The 19993-nt window shown below is 64.2% G+C and carries 10 protein-coding genes; all 10 read right to left on the bottom strand.

Features of this window, described 5'->3' with window-relative positions:
* Window positions 1-22 precede the first annotated feature (22 nt).
* The 10 genes from MRBLSP13_RS08855 to recO all read right to left on the bottom strand — a co-directional run bounded on the left by MRBLSP13_RS08855 (window position 23) and on the right by recO (window position 19983).
* Window positions 23-2182 (bottom strand): type I secretion system permease/ATPase, encoded by a 2160-nt coding sequence (locus tag MRBLSP13_RS08855; RefSeq protein WP_363754010.1) that lies wholly within the window; start codon window positions 2180-2182, stop codon window positions 23-25.
* A gap of 53 nt (window positions 2183-2235) precedes the next feature.
* Window positions 2236-3630 carry a TolC family protein gene (locus tag MRBLSP13_RS08850; RefSeq protein ID WP_363754008.1) on the bottom strand — a complete coding sequence of 465 codons (1395 nt, stop codon included), beginning with the start codon at window positions 3628-3630 and terminating at the stop codon, window positions 2236-2238.
* Between the two features lie 12 nt (window positions 3631-3642).
* Window positions 3643-4350 (bottom strand): OmpA family protein, encoded by a 708-nt coding sequence (locus MRBLSP13_RS08845; protein WP_208108027.1) that lies wholly within the window; start codon window positions 4348-4350, stop codon window positions 3643-3645.
* 52 nt (window positions 4351-4402) lie between these two features.
* Window positions 4403-14071: a beta strand repeat-containing protein gene (locus tag MRBLSP13_RS08840; protein WP_363754006.1), complete on the bottom strand. Its 9669-nt coding sequence runs from the start codon at window positions 14069-14071 to the stop codon at window positions 4403-4405.
* 775 nt (window positions 14072-14846) lie between these two features.
* Window positions 14847-15554, bottom strand: a complete 708-nt coding sequence (locus MRBLSP13_RS08835) for a tetratricopeptide repeat protein (RefSeq protein WP_363754003.1) — start codon at window positions 15552-15554, stop codon at window positions 14847-14849.
* Between the two features lie 75 nt (window positions 15555-15629).
* Complete coding sequence (locus MRBLSP13_RS08830) at window positions 15630-16421, bottom strand: LysR family transcriptional regulator (RefSeq protein WP_363754001.1); 792 nt, start codon at window positions 16419-16421, stop codon at window positions 15630-15632.
* On the bottom strand, window positions 16418-16816 hold the full coding sequence (gene apaG, locus MRBLSP13_RS08825; RefSeq protein WP_025546552.1) for a Co2+/Mg2+ efflux protein ApaG: 399 nt from the start codon (window positions 16814-16816) through the stop codon (window positions 16418-16420). The genes MRBLSP13_RS08830 and apaG overlap by 4 nt, the downstream gene beginning before the upstream one ends.
* A gap of 33 nt (window positions 16817-16849) precedes the next feature.
* Window positions 16850-18058: an O-succinylhomoserine sulfhydrylase gene (gene metZ, locus MRBLSP13_RS08820; protein WP_363753999.1), complete on the bottom strand. Its 1209-nt coding sequence runs from the start codon at window positions 18056-18058 to the stop codon at window positions 16850-16852.
* 25 nt (window positions 18059-18083) lie between these two features.
* Window positions 18084-19130, bottom strand: a complete 1047-nt coding sequence (leuB, locus tag MRBLSP13_RS08815; RefSeq protein WP_363735110.1) for a 3-isopropylmalate dehydrogenase — start codon at window positions 19128-19130, stop codon at window positions 18084-18086.
* A gap of 118 nt (window positions 19131-19248) precedes the next feature.
* Window positions 19249-19983 (bottom strand): DNA repair protein RecO, encoded by a 735-nt coding sequence (gene recO / locus MRBLSP13_RS08810; RefSeq protein WP_363735112.1) that lies wholly within the window; start codon window positions 19981-19983, stop codon window positions 19249-19251.
* Window positions 19984-19993 lie beyond the last annotated feature (10 nt).

The raw sequence follows: 19993 nt of genomic DNA, 5'->3' as shown, positions 1-19993 counted from the left end.
ATGGAATGGACGGGATGAGTGCTCATTGCCCGGCCACCCGCTGGAGTTGGCCAATGATCTCGTCACGTGGCCCATCCGCCAGCACCACACCCTGATCGATCACGATCAGTCGATCCACGATCCGCAACAACGCATGACGGTGTGTCGACACCATCAGTGTCTGGCCGGGATCGAGCGCCTTCTCCAGATGATCGATGAAGAGATTTTCGGTCTGGTTGTCCATCGCGCCGGTCGGCTCGTCGAGGAAGAGCAGCTTTGCAGGCTCCACCAGAGCGCGCGCCAGCACAAGAAAGCTGCGCTGACCGCCGGACAGGCGGTTGCCGCGCTCTCCTATATGCAGGTCGAACCCCGCCGCATCGCGTCCGAAGAACCGCGCCGCCCCCGATCTCTCCAGCGCTTCCAGTAGCTTTTCGTCGCTGGCCTCGCGGGCGCCCAGCAGCAGGTTTTCGCGCACCGACCCGCTGAACAGTTCGGAATCCTGCCCGACATAGCGGAAGGCGGAGCGCAGTTCATGGGGATGATATTGACGGCTGTCGATCTCATCCAGGTTGAGGGCGCCGCCGGTCGGCGGATAGAGACCACAGATCACGCGACCCAGCGTCGACTTGCCCGACGCCACGCGGCCGATGATGCCGATGCGCTCGCCCGGCTCGATGCGCAGATTAATGCCCTTGAGGCTGGGCTGGCTGGAGCCCGGATAAGCAAATTCAAGACCCTCTGCGACGATGGCGCCCTTGCGGATCCTGGGGATGATGCCGCGAGCGCCGTCCAGCCTTTCGTCGGGCTGGTCGATCAGCGTCTGCAGGCTGTCGAGCGTCGTCATCGCCTGCCGCGCCCGCACGATCACGAAGGCAAGCTGCCCTACCGGCGCCAGCGAACGGCCGGCCAGCATGACGATGGCGATGATCGCGCCCATTGAAATGTCGCCTGCCGCGAACATGTAGAAGCCGCCGATGACCAATGCGATGCTCGTCATCTGCTGGCACAGCGACGCCAACGTCACGCTCTTGGACGATAGGCGCCGCAGCTTTTCCTGCGTGGCCGCGCTCATCCGGGCATAGCGGCGCCAGCGCTCCAGCATTCGTCCTTCGGCACGGCAGGCCTTCAGCGTCTCAATGCCGCCGATGGCCTCCACCAGCGCGGCGCTCTGCAGGCTGGAATCCGCCTGCGCATCGCGGGACAGGCGGGCCATGGACCGTTGCAGGAACCACCCCGCAGTCGCCATGATCCCCATCATCACGACCGGTACGATCGCGAGCCAGCCCCCCAGGAGCGCGATGATGGCGACGAAGAAAAAGAGGAAGGCGATGTCCACCACCAGGACCACGGTGGTCGAGGTGAAGAATTCGCGCACGGATTCGAATTCCGACACGCGCCGCGCCAGCGCCCCGGTGCTGCCGGAACGGCTTGCGAGCGGCGTGTTCAGCACCTTTTCAAACAGGCGTTGCGAAAGGCGTTCGTCAATCTCCCGCCCCGCCTCGTCCACCAGTCTTGCCCGGGCGATGCGCAGCGCGAAATCCAGGCTGAAGGCCAGCATCACGCCGATGCCAAGCACCCAGAGGCTGGAGGCCGCCTTGTTCGGAATGATCCGGTCATAGACGTTCATCGTGAACAGCGGCAGCGCGAAGGCAAGCAGGTTGATGATGCCCGCCGCCAGCATGACATAGCCGAAGCCGCCGCGTGCACGCCAGACTTCGCGCCAGAACCAGTGCTGCCGCACCCGTTCGTCCCAGGGACGCTCCTCTGCCCGTTCACGACCGTGATCGGCCATGACGACAAGCGCTTCCCCGGTGAAAACGCCTTCCAGATCGCTCAACGGCGCCCAGACCGCTTCATCCGCATGAGGAAGCTGGACCAGCGCGTCGCCGGCCTTGATGTCCATCAGCAGCAGGAACCGCCCGCCCCGTAGAGGCAGGATGGCCGGCAGATTGCCAGGACGCCATTTGTCCAATCGACCGCGGACGTGGTCGCTCAGCAAGCCGATCTGGTCGAGCGCCGATTCCGCCTGATGAAAGGGCAGGCGCCCGGATTCATCGACGGCGAGGCCGGCGCGCAGTCCCACTATGCCGGGCGAACGGTCGAAATGCCGCGCCGCATGGGCGATGCTCTCGACCAGTTCGTCACCGGGCGTGCCTTGATGGTCCAGCCATTCGGCCAGACTGAGTGTGCTTCGTTCCAACATTGTTTACCCCGCGCCATCCCGGCTTGCGCCAGAATGGCCCCCAATAATGAAACTCAGCCCGGATAGCGCCGCCGCTGCAATTCAGCGGGCGGCAGATCAGGGACATTATAGGTCTTCCGCGCATCGGCCTTGGCGTCCGAAGGCGTGGCCAGGCCCAGCGTATCCAGCAGCGTGTTGGTGGCCGCCAGGATCTGATATTGTGCGAACATTTCCGAGAAGCGGGCCGTTTCCGTCCGCACCTGCGTATTGAAGCGGGTGTTCTGGCTGTCCAGAACGTCCAGCAGCGAGCGCCGGCCGACATTGAACTGCTCGCGATAGGAAACCAGCAGTCCGTCGGAGACCGTGCCCTGACGCGACAGGTCGGTGACGCGCTTCTTTTCCGTGTCCCAACGGTTCCAGGCGGTGCGGACATCCTCCTCCGCCTCGCGCAACCGCTGGCTCAGGCGGAAGCGCGCTTCGCTTGCCCGGCGGGTCATTTCCTGGACCTTGGCCCGGTTGATGCCGCCATTGTAAAGCTGCCAGCGCAGGACCACCCGGCCTTGGATGTCGTTGGTGCTGCCCCGGAAGCCGTCGACATCCTGGCCGACGCGGCCGGTGCCCTCCACGGAGACCGTCGGCCCAAGCTCCGACTTGGCCTCATCCACCACGGCATGCGCGGCCTGGATATCGGCCTCAGCCTCGCGAACCAGCGGATTGTGCGTCCGCGCGGCGGCTATGGCTTCGTCCAGCGTCGGAGGCAGAGCGCTCGTCACAGCATCAGGCATGATCACCTGATCGATCGACAGGCCGGTCAGGGTGCGGAACTGAATGGCCGCATTGGTCATGTCCTGCTCCGCCTCGCTCTTGCGGACGAGGGCGGCCTGCAGCCTTTCCTCCGCCTGCTGCTGGTCGGCAATGCTGATGGACCCCTTGGTCACGCCCTCGCCCAGATCACCGAGCAGCTTGCGATGGAAGGCGATATTGTCCTCCGCCGCCGCCACGACCCGCTGCTGGAGCATATAGTCCAGATATTGGCGGGTGACGTTGAGCGCCACGAACTGCGATCGTTCGCCGACCCGCAACGCAGCGCCATCGGTGCGGGCGGCCTGCCGGCGCTTCTCAGCGCTGCGATAGCCCGAATCCCAAAGCGTTTCCTCGGCGCGAACGCTGGCTTCAAGCGGCCAGAGAGTCTCATTGTCGAGATTGAGCGCGCGGCGGGTGGCGTTTTCCAGGCGGCGGACGCCAGCCGCCCCCTCAACGCTGACGCGGGGCAGGTAAAGGCCCTGCGCCTGTTCGCGTTCGAATTCGATGGCCTGCTTGTTCTCTATCGCCTGGTTGATCTCCGGATGGCTGTCGAGTGCAGCAGCGATCGCGCTCTTGAGATCCGTCGTCTGGGTCCAGCCCGTACTCACCATGGCCGCCGCACAAAGGGCGATCAGGCTGCCACATGTTTTGCGCATGATAGTCATGCCGTCCTCCCCTTAATTCGCGCTGGCGGTGATTTCGACCCGACGGTTCATCGGTTCGCGCACACCATCGGCGGTTTCGATCTTGAGCTGGGTTTCGCCCAGGCCGTTGACGGTCATGGCATCCGTGGGGATGCCACCCTGGCTGAGCAGATTGGCGACATTCTGCGCGCGGCGCAGCGAAAGGCCGTCATTATAGCGGTTGCTGCCCGAAGTATCGGTATAGCCGGTCACGCCAAAGCGCTTCCACCCGCATTGCGCCGCCGTCTGGGTCAAGGTCGTGACAGTGTTCACCCCTTCCGGCAGCGGCATGTCCATGTTCCAGTCGAAGAAGATGGACACCGCCGGCGCCGTGCAGTCCAGCGCGGGTGGGGCTGAAGCTGCCGACACCGGCGGCGGTGGCGGCGCCGTGAGGCGTGCCACAAAGTCGTCGCACTTGTTGATGCTTTCCGCATCCTTCGTGCCGGATTTGATGAAGCCGATGGCGATGCCGCACTGGTTCTTCGCCTCCACGGCATAGGTCCAGCGGCTGTCCTGGGCCGCGCGGATGCTGGCGTCGCCCACGGCCTTGACCGCCGTGTCGTAACGGCTGTCGAGTGCATCCCGCAATTCCGACTTGCCCAGTTGCAGCAAGGGCGAAGCAGGCGCCGCCCAGGCCGCTGTCGTCGTCAGCATGGCGGTCGTCAGCCCAACGGCCACCGCCTTTCCAACAGCATTTCGCATATTCACTCTCCCCAAAATTCCCCGCGAGAAAATTTCCAGATCAACCCCAAGTTCAGCCATGCCCGGCCGCCATCGCTTCATGCGCGACCATCGCCGCATCGAAGATGGCTGTCGCCGCCGCCAGATGCCCGCTGTCCACTGCCTCGCCCGCGACGGGGTTGAGCAGGAAGGGCGCGGCGGCATGTTCGCCGCCCGGCAGCGCCGCCAGCAGCGCATCGATGTTCGGCGCGTCATGGGCGCCCAGCGCTTCCTTCACGACCTCTGCCGCATCGGCAGCCGGAGCCGCCTGCTGCGCCGCCAGAACCGCCGCGGCATTGCCGTCGAAGGCGGGAGGCAGGTCGATCGATTGCGCCAGCAGCCCTTCATGACCGCTGAGCTCGGGCTGAGCCGCATCCGCCGTTTCGACAGCAGCATGCGCGTCGTTGCCGTCGGACAGGCTGGCATGTTCCGGCGCGGCTTCCTCGCTGGCATGGCCAGTCGGCGCAGGCTGCTCATGCACGGCCTGATCGTCGTTCGCGGCGAGCGTGGTCGGCGCGCTTTCCTGCGTGGCGGTCGGCTCGTCCGAAACGGTAGCGGTCGGCGCGGTTTCCGTGACTGGAGCGTTGCTTTCGGTCACGGTCGGCTCAGGCTGCTGCGCGGTCGTCGCCTCGGCGGCGCCCGCCACCGCAACCAGGCTTGCCGCAACCAGCGCCTGGTTGAAGCCGCTGCTCGTGCTTTCCGTCTTGCTGGCATTGCTGCTGGTGCCGGTGCGGAAAGTGACGTCGCCGATCGTTCCGGTTGTGCCATCGGTGCGGGTGAAGCTTGCCTCGCCCAGAACCGTCACATCGCCATCGGCAGCGACATAGCCATTGCCATCGGCCGTCAAGTTGATGGAGGCGATGCCCATGTCGGCAAGCGACTTGAACTCGCCCGCATCCACAACGCCGTTGCTGTTCGCATCCTGCCACACGCCGAACTCGGCAAATGCGGTATCCGTTGCGTCGAACACGCCGTCGCCATTGCTGTCATAGGCAAGGCGCAACCCTTCCAGGTCGCTCGACGCATTGGGCGCGTCGTCGGCGAAGACGATGTCGTAGCCGCCGCCCGTCGCATGGGCGAGCAGGCCGTCGTCGGAGGACACCCAGGCGGTGTTGACCGCACCGGCGCCATAGTCGTGCGTGACACCAGCGGAAAGGCCCAGAAACTCCAGCCCGTCTCCATCCAGGTCGATGGCGACCGGTGGAACGGCGACCGGGTTCAGCGTGACGCTGATCGCGCTGTTGACGCTGTCGCCATCGGCATCCGAAGCCACGATGGCATGGTTGATGTTGATCGGCGTGCCGCTGTTCAGCGTCTCGACGGAGAAAATGCCGAGGTCGAACGGATTGTTGACGTGCGGCGATTCCACCAGCACCGCGTCAAAGCCCTGGGCGCCGACAATCTCATATTTGTCGTTCACCTGCAGGCCGGAGATGAAGACGCTACCTGAGGAGAAGGTGACGCCGAAGCCCGCCTGGGTGCCATCGGCGGTGAAGGTATAGACATTGCCCGTGCTGAAATCGGTCACCGAGACCTTGACGATGCCTACGAAGCTTTCACCCGCCTCTGGAGATGCGGACGAGTAACCCAAATCCTGGTCATTGTCGGCATTGATCGCAGTGACCTTGACCGTCACGCTGTTGTTGGGGCTGCCGCCGACCTGGGCGATACTCTGCTCGAAGCTGATAACGCTCTGGTGATCGACATAGGCAAAGCCCGTCGTCGTGCCCGCGCTGGTGGTCAGGGTCTTCACCAGGTCGATGCGAACCGCTTCGTCGGGATTGACCGAGTTGTTATCGACGCCGATGGAGTCAGCGTCGGTATTGATCGACCCACGCCCACCGGAAGAGTTGCGTCCGGAGAGGAGTACGTCGATGGCGTCGGTGGTGTCGACCCCCAGCCCGCGATAATCGGTATTACCGGCCTTGGCGGAACTGAAGCTGCTGATCGAGATTTCGCTGCCATTGGTGATCGTGCCATGCAGGTCGAACACATATTTGTCCGTCCCCGGCTGCAACGTCACCGTATAGCCAATGTCGCCATCGGCCGTCCTGGCGGTCAGCACATTGGTGCCATTGCCGAAGATGAACAGGTCTTCGCCATTGAACCGCAGCGTTGCGCCGCTGGTGTCCTTGGCGGGCGCACCATCGGTGATGTTGAACAGCGCATCGCCGACACCGTCAGCCCCCGCCACGCTGGCAAAGTTCAGGTTGAAGGCCGTCGCCGGGCTGTCATTGTTGGCGACCGCCCCGGCCGCAGGCGTGAAGGCGCTGGGCATATCGTCGTCAAAGCTGATGTTGAGCTGGCCGACCGCCGACGATGTCGGGTTGGTCGACAGATCATAATCGCTGTCGGTGACGAGGAAATTGAGGCTGACGGAGGCATCATTCTCATTCCCGCCCGCCGCATGTAGGACGTTGTCGAGCAGGGTCACCGTATAGGCGCCGGTCGTGGGGTTGACGACCACCTGGAACAGCGGCGTACCGCGCCCGCCAACCGTGGTGATGGTGGCTGTCAGCGTGTTGCTGGCGCCGTTCCAGCTATAGGAAACCGTGTCCGTGCCGACAGTGCCGGTCAGGCCGTTCATGTTGGCGAAGGTCACGCTGCCGCCGCCGTCGGGACCGAAGGTGAAGGGCAAGGTTCCGCTGTAGCTGGCCTCGCTGGGGCCTGCCACGCCGGTATCGCCGACATTGGCGTCGTCATCGCCCAGGGTGCTCAGCGGATTGCCGCCGGTCAGGCCATCATCGTCCAGCTTGGCGGCGGTGTTGTCCGCCGTCGGCTTGTTCGCGTCGCCCTGGAAGGTGAACTTCAGCGTCGCGCTGGCCGTGTCGTTGTCGGCATCGCGCATGACATAGGTGAAGCTGTCGGTCGATCCCGAAGGGACCGAAACCTTGGGCGTGTAGATGTAGCTGCCGTCTGAGAACAACTGCAACGTACCATAGGTACCGACGATCGTCTGGCTGCCGCCCAGCGTTATGGCGCTGCCGCCAACCGAAACCACCGCGCCGGGCGTGTCCGCGCCGACATGATCGTTGGTGAGGACATTGCCGGTCGATGCCAGCGCCTTTTCGATGGTCGTAACATTGTCATCGGCGGCTGTCGGGCTGTCATCCTCGATAGTGACGGCTATGCTGGTGCCGACCGTCGTGGTGCCGTCGCTGACATTCACGGGGACCGAGAAATTCTTCAGATCCTCTACATTGATGCCGCTGTGATCGACGGACTGGAGCAGCTTGACCGTATAGGCGCCCGCATTGTTGATCGTGATCGTGATGACCGGCACACCGCCAGCCGATCCGGTCAGGGACTGCGTGCCGACACCAGTCCAGGTGACGGGCAGGCCGTCAGCGCTGAGTACCGCGCCGGGGTCGCCCAGGGTCATGGTGACGGCATCGCCATCCACATCGGTTGCGGTGATCGTGCCGCCCGCCGTCACCGAGTTCGTCGTATCGCTGGGGGTGCCGGCCGTGTCCGCATTGGCGCCTGACAGCCCCTCTTCGGAAACCACCGCAACCCCGCTGCCGACCTGCGGCGCGTCATTCGTGCCCTGGATCGTGATGGTCAGCACGGCAGTGGTGCTGTCCCCGTCCCCATCGGTGATGGTGTAGGTGAAGCTGTCCTGCAGCGTTTCGCCATCGTCCAGTTGCTGGACGGCGGCCAGGCCGTTGTTCAGCGTATAGGTATAGCCGCCCGTGGAATTGAGGACGAGCGTGCCGTAGCTGCCGATGGCATTGCCGCCGATGGCGCCCCCGGTGACCGCCGTGACCGCGCCACCCGCCGCCGGGCCATCGGCGCCCAGCGAGTCCGCACCCGCCGGATTGCCGTCGCTGCCCGCGCCCGTCAGCACATTGCCGCTGGCGCTCAGCGTGACGTCTTCCTTCACGACGTCGGTATCGTTGGCCGCGACCGGCGTGTCGTCGTCGACATTGATGGTCAGCGTGCCGGTGGCGGTGTCATTGTCGGCGTCGCTCACCCGATAGGCGATGTCGAAGCTGACATTATTCTCGTCGCCGCCAAGCGGATGGACGATGGCGGCATTCTGCACCACCGAATAGGTGCCCGCGACCGGATCGGTCAGCGTCACGGTCAGCACGGTGGTGCCGCCCTGCTTCACCAGCAGGACAGTGCCATTGCTTTCATAAGTGAAGCCGACCGGCGCGCCCGTGCCGAGCAGGGTAATGCCGCCCGGACCGTCCGCGCGATAATCATGCGCGAGCGTGCCCGTGGCGTTGACGCTGTTCGCATCGTCGCCCGTGCCATTGGCGTTGCCGCCCAGCGCATCGTCGTCCAGTTGCACGGTCGGATTGGCGCTGACGACCGGCAGATCGTCGGACACGCTGACCGACACGGTGCCGGTGGCGGTGTCGCCATCGCTATCCTGCGCGATCACCTGCACCGAACCAAGCGCGACCAGATCATCGGCATTGATACCCGGATGGGTGTCGTAATTGTCGTTCAGCGTGGCCGTCACGGTTGCAACGGTGCCGACGACCGACAGGTTCAGCGTCACGACGACGCCGCGCTCATCCGAACCGGTGATCTGCGTGTCGGACACCCGCAGCCAGGTCAGGTCGCCCGTCAGGCTGCCCGTGCCGCCGAAAACGATCGAGACGATCGCATCCGAACCGGGTGTGAAGGTGATGGAGCCGCTGTCGAAATCAGGGTTAGCCTCGCTGGTACCGCCAGCCAGGTTCTGGTCGTCCAGCGCCAGGCTGATCGGGCCGCTCGCGGTCGGAATCGCACCATCGGTGACCGTGATCGGCTGGTTCGCCGTCGACTGGTCGCCATCGCCATCGGTGATGACATAGGAGAAGCCCGCGTCGACACCGCTCCCATTGTTGAGGTTGGTGGACGGGTTGAAGGTCCAGGCACCCGCCGCCGTGAACGTGTAGGCGCCGAACGCCGTGTTCACATTGGTCGTGCCCACAGCGTTGATCGCCGTGGTGACGCCGCCGATGGTGACCGAAGTCAGCGTGGCGCCATCCGCGCCCAGCGTGTCGTTGGCCAGGACATTGCCGTTGATGTCTGCGCCATCCTCCGCCACGGTCCGGGCCGCGTCGTTCACGGCGGTCGGAACATCGTCCACCACATCGATGGTGATGGTGCCATTGGCGACATTGCCCGCACCGTCGACCGCCTGATAGGTGAAGACTTCGGCGCCCAGGAAAGTCTGCGGACCGTCATTGGTGGTCGGGCCATCGACAGGCGAAGTCAGCGTATAGGTATAGCTGCCATTGCTGTTCAACTGGATCTGCCCATAGCCGCCATTGGCGGAGCTGGTCAGCGTGTAGCTGACGGCGCCGGTGACATTGAGCTGGCCAGTCGTCGTCTCGGTGGTTTCGCCGGGCGTGCTGCCGGTCACGCTGCCCGCCGCAATGTCGTCGCCGGTCACGCTGGTGTCCAGTGCCGCCTCATAGACAGTCTTGGTCTGGTTGTCTGCCGGCAGGGCAACGTTCGCGACGTCGATGGTCAACGTCGCCGTCGCCAGATCGCCGTCCGCGTCGCGGATCGTGTAGACGAACACGTCCTGCTGATCCGCAGAGATCGCGTTGGGCGTCGCATCATAGCGATAGCTGCCGTCCGCGAAGAGGGTCAACGTGCCGTAGTTGCCCGCGACCGCCGTGCCGACATGGCCGCTGACGGGGGTGTTCGCATCGCTGCCCTTCGCCACGCCGACCACGCCCGGCGCATAGCCGTCCGCGCCCGGTTGGTCGTTGACAAGCACGCCATTGGCCGCCGAGACGATCAAGGAGCCGCCCTCATCGACCGAGCCGCTGTCCGCTACCGCGATGGGCGCATCGTCCAGCACGGTCACGTTGATCGCATCGGCTGGCGAGACATCGCCATCGCTGTCCGTCACGCGCACGGCGAAGGCATCGCCCGCCTGGGGGTCGGCCGCGCCGCTGATCCCGTCGCCGTCCAGCGGATCATTGTCGGGATGGGTGGGATCGTTGACCGCCAGCGTATAGCTGTAGCTGTAATGGTCCGCCCCGTCCGAAGTCACGGTCAGCGTGCCCGCCGCGCCCGCGACCACGACCGGCGTTCCCGCCGTCGCCGCGGTCACATCAACCCAGGCACCGTTCTTGTCCTGCACCTCTACCTTGGTCAGCGTGTCGCCGCCGGTCGCGATGGTCATGGAACCGGTCGCCGTCTCGCTGTCCCCGGCTGCCTGCGTGCCGCCGGGCAGGCCGGCTTCCGACACAGTCATGTCGGTGACGCTGACGGTTGGCGTCGAATCCCTGAGCAGGTTGATCGTCACCGTCGCGGTCGACGTGTCGCCATCGCCGTCGGTGATGGTGTAGGTGAAGCTGTCGCTGCCCTCAGCGCCCGCATTGGGGGTATAGAGGAATACGCCATTGCCCTGATAGACGACGCTGCCTTTGGCCGCGCCGGTTTCCAGCGCGACGCCGCTGGCGAGGTCGACGCCATCGGCCCCGGCCACGTCATTGGCGAAGACATTGACGGTTACCGACGCATTTTCAGCAAGCTGGCCTGCACTGTCGTTCACCGCGGTCGGCACATCGTCCACCACGCGGACGTCCAGGCTGGCCGTGTCAGTCGATCCGTCGGTGTCGGTGACGACCACCGCAAAGCTGTCCGTCAGGCTGCCATCATTGGCGCCCGCATGCAGCAGCGTATTGTCGTTCAGCGTATAGCTATAGCTGACCGTCCCGCCGGTGACGTCGCCATCCGCGCCGATAACGGGCGTGAAGCCGGTGATGGTCAACGTGCCATAGGCGTTGGACAGGGTGACGCCGCTGATGAAGCCGCTGGCACCGAAGATCGGCTGGCCGCCGACGGTTATGGTCGCCACGCCGTCCGGCGCGGAGAGGGAGAGATTGCCCGTCTGGGTCAGCGCCGCCGCATCCGCCGAGCTGCCGTCCGCCAGATCGTTTTCGAAGACGGTTTCTTCCGCGCCCTCGCCGTCCAGGCCATTGATGGTCACGCCATCATCGCTGCCCTGGATGGTGATGGTGATGGTCGCGCTGGACGGATCGCCATCGCCATCGGTCAGCGTGTAGGTGAAGGTTTCGGTCAGCGTCTGGTTCTTGTCCAGGCCCTGGACCACGCCATTTTCATTGTCCAGCGTATAGGCATAGCTGCCGCCCGGCTGGATCACCAGCGAACCATAAAGACCGGCGAGTGGTGCGCCGACCGTGCCGTTCGTCCCGGCAAAGGCGATGGCGGTGACCTGCGCGCCGTCGGCGCCCTGCACGTCAGCATTGCCGTCGGTGGCGTTGGCGTCCGTGCCGCCCGATCCGGCGATGACATTGCCGTCGGCGACCAGCGGACCATCCTCACGCACCGAATCCACGTCATTGGTGGCAGTCGGAACGTCATCGATGATCGTGATGGTCAGCGTGTCGGTCGCCTGGTCGCCGTCCACATCGGTGACGGTGACGACGAAGCTGTCGGTCACATCGTCGCCATCGGTATTGGTGGTCAGCGTATAGCTGTAGTCGATGCTGCCGTCGCTGATGCCGGTGACGGTCAGAATCCCCTTGTCGGTAACGATCTGCTGGCCGGGGCCAGTGATCAGGACACCGTTGATGGTGACGGTCGCGGGGCCGTCCGGCGCGGTATAGGTGATTGTGCCGTCAGTGGTCTCGACATCGGTGCCCGCCTCTGACCCGACCGGGTCGTTGAGGCCTGCTTCGTCGACGATCGTGCCCTCGCCAACCTTGGGGATGGAGATGATCATGACGTCGCCATCGGCGATATCGATCCGCAATATGGCGCTGGACGTGTCGCCATCGCCGTCGAGCAGCGTGTAGCTGAAGCTGTCGCTGACGCCACCCGGCGTGCCTGCGGCACGGACATAGCTGTAGCTGCCATCCGCATTGAGCGTCAGCGTGCCATATTCGCCTTCAAAGGTGCCGGTGGTTGAAACCATCGCCCCGTCCGCGCCCTTGACGTCATTGGTCACGACATTGCCGGTGACCGGGCCATAGGTGCCCGCGGCAATCGACCCGGCATCGTTGTTGGCGGTCGGGACGTCATCGACGATCTGCACGTCGATACTGGCATTGGCGGTCGATCCGTTGCGATCGGTCGCCACCACGGCAAAGCTTTGCAGGATGCTGTCCGCGCCCGACGCGTCATGGTCCAGGCTGTTGTCGGTCAGCAGAAAGCTGTAGGTGAAGGTGCCCGCGGTCGGCACGCCGCCCTGGGTCGCCGTCGCGGTGAAGCCGGTGATGGTCAGCGTGCCGAGCGGCGTCGTAACCACCTGTCTGGCAACGAAGGCGCCATTGGCCAGCACCGAAACGCCGCCAATGGTGACGCCCGACAGGCCGTCCGCGCCGCTGACGGCAAAGGAACCGGTCTTCGTCAGCCCGGTCGCGTCAGGCGAACTGCCGTCCGACAGGTCATTTTCCAGCACCACGAGTTCGGCGCCCTCAAGGCCGGGCGCGCCGTTCAGGCCGGTGATGGTGATGCCGTCATCGGCGCCGTTGATGGTGATCGTCAGCGTTGCGCTGGACGTGTCGCCATCCGCGTCGGTGATCGTATAGCTGAAGCTGTCGGTCAGCGTCTGGCCAGGCACCAGGAACTGCACCGCCGGGTTGGCATTGGCCAGGGTATAGCTGTAGGCGCCCGACGCCGTCAGCGTCAGCGTGCCATAGGTGCCCTGGAAGGTGCCGGTGGTCGTCACGGCCGCGCCGTCCGCGCCCTGCACGTCGGCCACGCCGTCCGTGCCGTTCGCGTCGCTGCCACCGCTGCCGGTCATGACATTGCCATCCGCGACCAGCGGGCCATCCTCGGTCACGCTATCGGCATCGTTGACGGCCGTCGGCGCATCGTCGGCGATGGAGATGGTCAGCGTGGCGCTTGCCTGATCGCCGTCATTGTCGGTGACGACGACGGTAAAGACTTCCGCAGGCGGCGCGCCGACGACATTGTCGCTCAGCGCATAGCTGTAGCCGATCGAACCATCCGCGATCGAGGTGATGGTCAGCACGCCCAGCGGCGTCGTTACCGTCTGCCCCACGGTCGTGATCGCCACACCGTTGATGGTCACGCTCGCCAGCCCGTCATTGGCGTTGATCGCGATGGTGCCGATCGTCCGCTCGCTATCCCCCGCAGCCGCCGAACCGGCCGGTTCGTTGCCGCGCGCGGGAAGGCCCGCCTCGCTCACACCGGCCGTCGCGGCCGTCGCCCCAGCAGGCTGATCGGGCGTGATGATGGTGACTTCCGGCGGATCGTTCGGCGCAATCGGCAGGATCTCGCGCTCTTCGGGCTGGCTGAAAAGCAATTCGGTCGGCGGCAACAGGTCGCCCAGGCCATGGGGATCGCCCACATCGCCGTCAGGACCGATGAAATTGCCGCCGGAACTGCGCGGCGGACCGGCCGCAGGCTGCGGTTCCTCCCCGATCAGGAGAGCCGCCAGGTTGACGGAAGGAATTTCGACATCGCCGACAACCAGGCGCGGCATGACCACCGCCCCCTCCAGGATCACCAGATCGGTGCCATCGGGCAGGTGGACGATCAGATTGCGGCCGGAAACCTCGATCTGGTCGATATCCGTGCCCGCAGGCAGAACAATGGTACCGTCCGGATTGGGCGCGACCGTCCTGACGACATCCGCGGCATGCGACTTTCCGGGCTGGGCCAGCTTGGGCTTCGCCGCCAGTGCGGCTGCCTCCGGGTGAAGGGCCTGCTGATGGTCAGCGGTATCTTTGCCATCCCAATCGCGCTCGTAATCCATTGTCCATCCCACCTGTCGCCATGGGGGCATGGAAGAAGCGCGCAAAAGGGCTTGCCCCGAATGCCTGATGCATTCGGACCTGACGCCTTTTCCCGACATTGCGGCAATCAGCGGATCAGCTATTGCCCCTAGTCAACGTTCTCCCGCCGGCAGGACCGTTTGAAAGTCGGCTGCCGCCCCGGATTAACATTTTGCATCTGTATTTTTACTGACCCGATGGCTGATCTTATTCGTCGTCCTCGAAATGAGTCACGCAGATTCCAGTTTTGTTAACCATTTTAATACGATACAGCCGAAAAAATAACTTTGGTATTATTACTAAAGATATATATAGTTTCAGAAAATTATATCTTTTCGACTATGCCGATCTTGGCCTTGGTTAACAAATTGGGCTGAGGGCATATGCGACTCGGACAATTCGTTTGCGGTTCGACTCGTCGCGAACCTGGCACGAGCGAACTTTGGCAAATAACGAATCTGGATCGGGACCAGCTGAAACGGCGGGTGCTTTCCATCCGGAAATGGAAACGGGCGGCCGGTTTACGCAACCGACCGCCCGCCCTAATGCGACCCATAGGCTTATCTTTCGGAGCCGTGCTTTCCTTCCCGCGGCTTCGTCCAGTCGGCCTGTGACCGGCGATAAGCTATGGAAATTCAATCCCCCTCCGACAAGAATCAGGAATAACGGTTGCGTAATTTTAAACAATTGACCCGATGACTTATATCCAAGGTTAATCGTTCAAACCACTGCGGCAGAACGCAAGGATATTCTTCGTCAGGGACGAATTTGGTCTATGGCCGTTGCTGCAGCGGGCGAAGGTTTTTCCACATCATTCCCCTGCCCTGTGGATTGATCGGACGATTTGATTGCATGATCCTGTTCATTCGCCCCGCCGCCCGCGACAATTTCGACCGATCCGGCGGAAGGGAAGGAATCCGTCGTCACAGCGGGCCTGGGCATGTCGGCCAATATCCGTTCCATCCGCTGACTGCGTGCGCTCCCCGAACCGGTGGTGCGCCGGAAACTGGCCAGGGCATAACCCGCCAAAGGCTCAGCCGCGTCATAGCGTTTGCGCGCCATGTAGAAATCAACAAGATTTTCCAGGGCAAGCTGCGTGTTGGGATCGTCACCCCCCCTGGTCCGCAAATAGCTGTCGAACACGCGCCGATACAGGCTTTCCGCCTCCCTGAACTGCCCGATGGATTCCAGTTGCAACGCCAGGTCGTTGGCGGAAATCAGCGAGCGGGGATCATCCGGGCCGAATAGTTCATCGGCCAGCGCCAGGCCTTTCCGTGCGGGATCGATACCATCGGTCGCCTTGCCCGACGCATAGGCAGCCTGGGACGCCGCCACCAGCTTGCGCCATTCCTTTTCCCGCGCTTCGGTCACGTCCGGGACATAAGGCGCTTGCGCGTGCGCGGGCGAAGCAATGCACAGCAGCAGGGCGCCTCGCACCATCCAGACCCTTTTGCCGACGCCCAAGCCACTCTCCCTTCGCAATCTTTCGGCTGATGGATGCTATGTCCAACAGGCTTAAGAAAGTGCAAGCGCGGACTTTTACGCTGTCAGCGCCTCGACCAAAGCCCTGACCTTCTTTTGCCGCCATTGCGGCAGGGGCGCGATCAGCCAATAGGCCAGCATCGAAGGCGCAGCGTCGCCCACCTGCCGCACGCGCCCAGCCGCGATATCCGCCTGGGCCAGCAGGAAGGGCACGCAGGCATGGCCGAATCCGTTGGCGGCCGCTTCGATCGCCAGCCCCGCATCGGCGACGCGGATCGTCGATGGCACATCCTCCTTGGGACAACCGGGCCATTCGATGCGATGATCGGAACCGCCCTTGACCGCTTCCACGGTTACGAAGGCCGCCTCGCCCAGCTTCACGCCCTCATTCTCGCCCGGCCCCTCGGCCAGACGCAAGGCGAGGTCGAGATTGGCTTCGGTGAAGTCCAGCGCCTCGTCAGCCGCGACTAGCGCGAACTTGAGGTCCGGCTGGCTGGCCGCATAGCCCGCCAGACGGGGCTGGAGCCATTTGGCCGTGATGTCTCGCGGCGCCGCTATGGTGAGCGAACTGCTGGACTGACCCGCCTGCATGGCGCGCACCGCTTCCTCGAACTCCAGGAAACCGGCACGCAGGGCAGCGAGGCCCGCTTCGGTCTCAGGCGTCAGTTCCAGCCCCTTGGGAGTCCGGCGAAACAGGACGACGCCCAACAGATCCTCCAGCGCGCGAATCTGCTGCCCCACGGCGGCTGGCGTCACGGCCAGTTCATCCGCAGCGCGCGTAAAGGACAGGTGCCGCGCCGCGGCATCCAGCACGCGCAGGCCGTTGAGCGGCAAATGGGTACGCTTCATTCGGCCACCGCCGGCGCGATCAGCGCGAAATGCGGGATGGCGATGTCGAACGTCTCGCCGCTGGCGCCGATCATGTGATAATGCCCCTTCATCGATCCCGTCGGCGTATTGAGCGGGCAGCCTGATACATAGTCATAGCTCTTGCCTGGCTGCACCACCGGCTGTTCCCCCACGACACCGTCTCCATCGACACGATGCTGCGTGCCGCGCCCATCGGTAATGATCCAATGACGCGTCAGCAGTTGCACCGGCTGGTCCCCGTCATTCTCGATGCGGATATGATAGGCCCAGAACCATCGGCCCCGGTCCGGCTCCGACTGTTCGGGCAGGAATGTGACCGCGACGTGCACGTTGATGTCGCGCGTTGTCGCGTGGAAGGGAAAAAGTGCGTTCACGGGTTAAGAAATGCGCCTTTCACCCCTGTCCCGTCAACGCCCTATCGACTTCAGCGCGCGATCCAGATCCTCGATGACATCCTCCGGATCCTCCAGCCCGACGTTGAGGCGCAACATGTCCTCGGTGATGCCGACCTCCAGCCGCGCCGCTTCCGCCATGCCGTAGTGCGTGGTGGATGCGGGGTGCGTCATCAGTGAGCGGGCGTCGCCGATATTGTTGCTGATGTCGACCAGTTCGAGACCGTTGAGCAGACCATGCGCTTCGGCCCGTCCGCCGCCGACATAGAGCGAGAAGATGGGCCCGGCCATCGCCATCTGCTTCATGGCGAGCGCGTGCTGGGGATGGCTTTCCAGACCCGGATAGAGCACCCGAGCCACCCGGCCTTCCAGGAATTTCGCGACCTTCAATGCATTTTCGCTCTGTCGGCGGATGCGCAGGTCGAGCGTCTCCAGCCCCTTCAGCACCACCCAGGCGTTGAACGCACTGAGCGTCGGCCCGGTGTTGCGGTGAAAGGGCAGCAGCGTGTTGATGATGAAATCTTCCGTGCCGCAGATCGCGCCCGCGAGGACGCGGCCTTGCCCATCCATCATCTTGGTCGCGCTATAGGCCACCACGTCCGCGCCATATTCCATCGGACGCTGGAGCGCGGGCGTAGCGAAGGCATTGTCGACAACGCTGGTGATGCCATGGGCCCTGGCGATGCCGCAGATGGCGGCAAGGTCCGCCACGTCCATCGTCGGATTGGCGGGCGTCTCAAAGAAAAACACCTTCGTATTTGGCCGAACGGCAGCTTCCCAGGCAGCATTGTCGGTCGCATCAACCGTGGTCGTCTCGATACCGAATTTGGGCAGCAGCGTGTCGGTCAACCAGCGGCAGGACCCGAACAGCGCCTTGCCCGCTACCACATGATCACCCGCGGAAAGCTGGCACAGCAAGGCAGCCGTCATCGCCGCCATCCCCGTTGCGGTCGCGCGGCAGGCTTCGGCCCCTTCCAGCAGGGCGATGCGCTTTTCCAGCATCTCGACCGTGGGGTTCTGAAGGCGCGAATAGGTCATGCCCTGCTGCTCGCCGGCAAAGCGCGCCGCGGCGTCCTCAGCCCGGTCGTAGCTGTATCCGCTGGTCAGGAACAGCGCCTCGGACGTCTCGCCATATTCGGTCCGGGCGCTGCCGCCCCGCACAGCAAGGGTCGCGGGACGCCAGGTCCGGGTGATTTCGGGATTCTGCCCGCTCTTGCGCTTCATTTCCTTATCCTCGGATCCCGAAATTTCAGACCAGAGCCGCCAGCACGGCATCGCCCATTTCAACCGTATTCATCGTGCCGCCCAGATCGAAACTGCGCGCGCCATCAGCAAGCGCCTTCGCCACGGCGGCGTCGATCCGGTCGGCCTGCTCCGGCATGCCGAGCGAGTAGCGCAGCATCATGCCTGCGGACAGGACCGTTGCCAGCGGATTGGCCTTGCCCTGTCCGGCAATGTCGGGCGCGGAGCCGTGGATCGGCTCATACAGTCCCTGATTACTGTCGTTGAGCGTGGCCGAAGCCAGCATGCCGATGGATCCCACGCACATGCTCGCCTGATCCGAAAGGATGTCGCCGAACATATTGCCGGTGACGATGACATCGAACTGCCCAGGATTGCGCACAAGCTGCATCGCGGCATTGTCGACATACATGTGGCTGAGCGCGACGTCGGGATAGTCCGCCGACACCTCTATCACCACGTCGCGCCAAAGCTGGCTCGTCTCCAGCACATTGGCCTTGTCCACCGAGCAGAGCTTACCCCGGCGCGCGCGCGCTGCCTGGAACCCCTGATGCGCGATCTTGCGCACCTGCTCCTCATTATAGGACATGATGTCATAGCCTTCGCGCAGCCCCTCCGGCGTCTTGCGCATGCCCTTTTCGCCGAAATAGACGTCGCCATTGGTCTCGCGCACGATCAGCAGGTCGATGGCGCTCGCCACCTCCTGCTTGAGGGCGGAGGCGTCAGCCAGCTCGGGAAAGACCTTTGCCGGGCGCAGGTTGGAGAAGAGACCGAGTTCCTTGCGCAGGCCCAGAATCGCCTGTTCAGGGCGGAGATGGCGTTCCAGTGAGTCGCAATCCGGATCGCCCACGGCGCCGAAGAGGATCGCGCTGGCACGCCTGGCAAGGTCCAGCGTTTCGGGCGGCAGCGGATGGCCAACGGCCTTGTAGGCCGCGCCGCCGACCAGCCCTTCCTCATAAATGATGCCATCGATCGCCAGCGCATCGAGCACGCGCCGTGCCTGCGCGACGATCTCGGGACCGATACCGTCTCCGGGGAACAGGGCGATCAACATGGGGCAACTCCTTCAAACGCGTGGCTGCCCCTTATGAAGCGCGTGCGGCCAGCGCAAGCGTTTAGGCGAAGGAGAAAGCGCCCGCTCCCGCAAAGGCAGAAACGCGAAACAGGCAAATTCAGGCAACAGCTCTTTTGAGCCGCTCCACCAGACGCTCCCGCGCGGCCAGCACATCGCTCCGCCAATCGGTCAGCACCGATCGTTCGAGGAAGAAGCCCGTCAACCGCAGCCCGTCCAATATGGCGGGCCAATCCCCTGCTCCACCCTCCAGCAGAAAAGCGGGCAGAGGCAACAGCCGGTCCTCATAGCCCGCAGCGCCCGCGCGGCTGACTCCCGCCGCACTGCGAGGACTGACATAGGCGAGGTCGTCGTTCCCGCCAGTCGCAGCGCACCGGGTTAGATCCAGCCCGAAGCCCAGTTCCGCCAGCAACAGCAATTCATAGCGGACCAGCGCCACTGCCCAGCCCCGCGCGGCGGGCGCGGCCTCCACAGCGCCCAGCACGCCGTCCAGCGCCGCATAAAGCGCTGGATAGGGCGTCCCCTCGGGCAAGGCCACGGCCGTGAGCGCGCAGACCCAGTCGATCGCTGCCGCAGGCAAGGGCTCCGCCAGAAGAGGAGCGCGGCTATGGTCCAGTTCGACTGTCAGTCCGGCCAATTGCTCCTCGGTCCGGGCGCGGAACTCGGCCTTGACGGCATTGCCGGGAAGCAGGACGGGGCGGAGCTGGCGCGACCGCCCGCCTCGGACGTAGCCTGCAAGCAGGCCATGATCGGGCGTCAGAAGACGCGCGACCGCCCCATGTTCGCCATGGGGCCGCAACGCGCACATCAGGGCCGGAGTGATCAGCGTTGCCATATCCCTTCAT

It is taken from the genome of Sphingobium sp. LSP13-1-1.1, assembly GCF_040676415.1.
Taxonomy (GTDB): Bacteria; Pseudomonadota; Alphaproteobacteria; order Sphingomonadales; family Sphingomonadaceae; genus Sphingobium.
This window is presented reverse-complemented; position numbering and strand designations above follow the sequence as displayed.

What these genes read in the sequence shown, in the direction of transcription:
- MRBLSP13_RS08830 (WP_363754001.1), bottom strand. Translation starts at nt 16,421, where the DNA reads ATGAAGCGTACCCATTTGCCGCTCAACGGCCTGCGCGTGCTGGATGCC.
- MRBLSP13_RS08840 (WP_363754006.1), bottom strand. Translation starts at nt 14,071, where the DNA reads ATGGATTACGAGCGCGATTGGGATGGCAAAGATACCGCTGACCATCAG.
- MRBLSP13_RS08850 (WP_363754008.1), bottom strand. Translation starts at nt 3,630, where the DNA reads ATGACTATCATGCGCAAAACATGTGGCAGCCTGATCGCCCTTTGTGCG.
- metZ (WP_363753999.1), bottom strand. Translation starts at nt 18,058, where the DNA reads ATGAAGCGCAAGAGCGGGCAGAATCCCGAAATCACCCGGACCTGGCGT.
- leuB (WP_363735110.1), bottom strand. Translation starts at nt 19,130, where the DNA reads ATGTTGATCGCCCTGTTCCCCGGAGACGGTATCGGTCCCGAGATCGTC.
- MRBLSP13_RS08855 (WP_363754010.1), bottom strand. Translation starts at nt 2,182, where the DNA reads ATGTTGGAACGAAGCACACTCAGTCTGGCCGAATGGCTGGACCATCAA.
- recO (WP_363735112.1), bottom strand. Translation starts at nt 19,983, where the DNA reads ATGGCAACGCTGATCACTCCGGCCCTGATGTGCGCGTTGCGGCCCCAT.
- MRBLSP13_RS08845 (WP_208108027.1), bottom strand. Translation starts at nt 4,350, where the DNA reads ATGCGAAATGCTGTTGGAAAGGCGGTGGCCGTTGGGCTGACGACCGCC.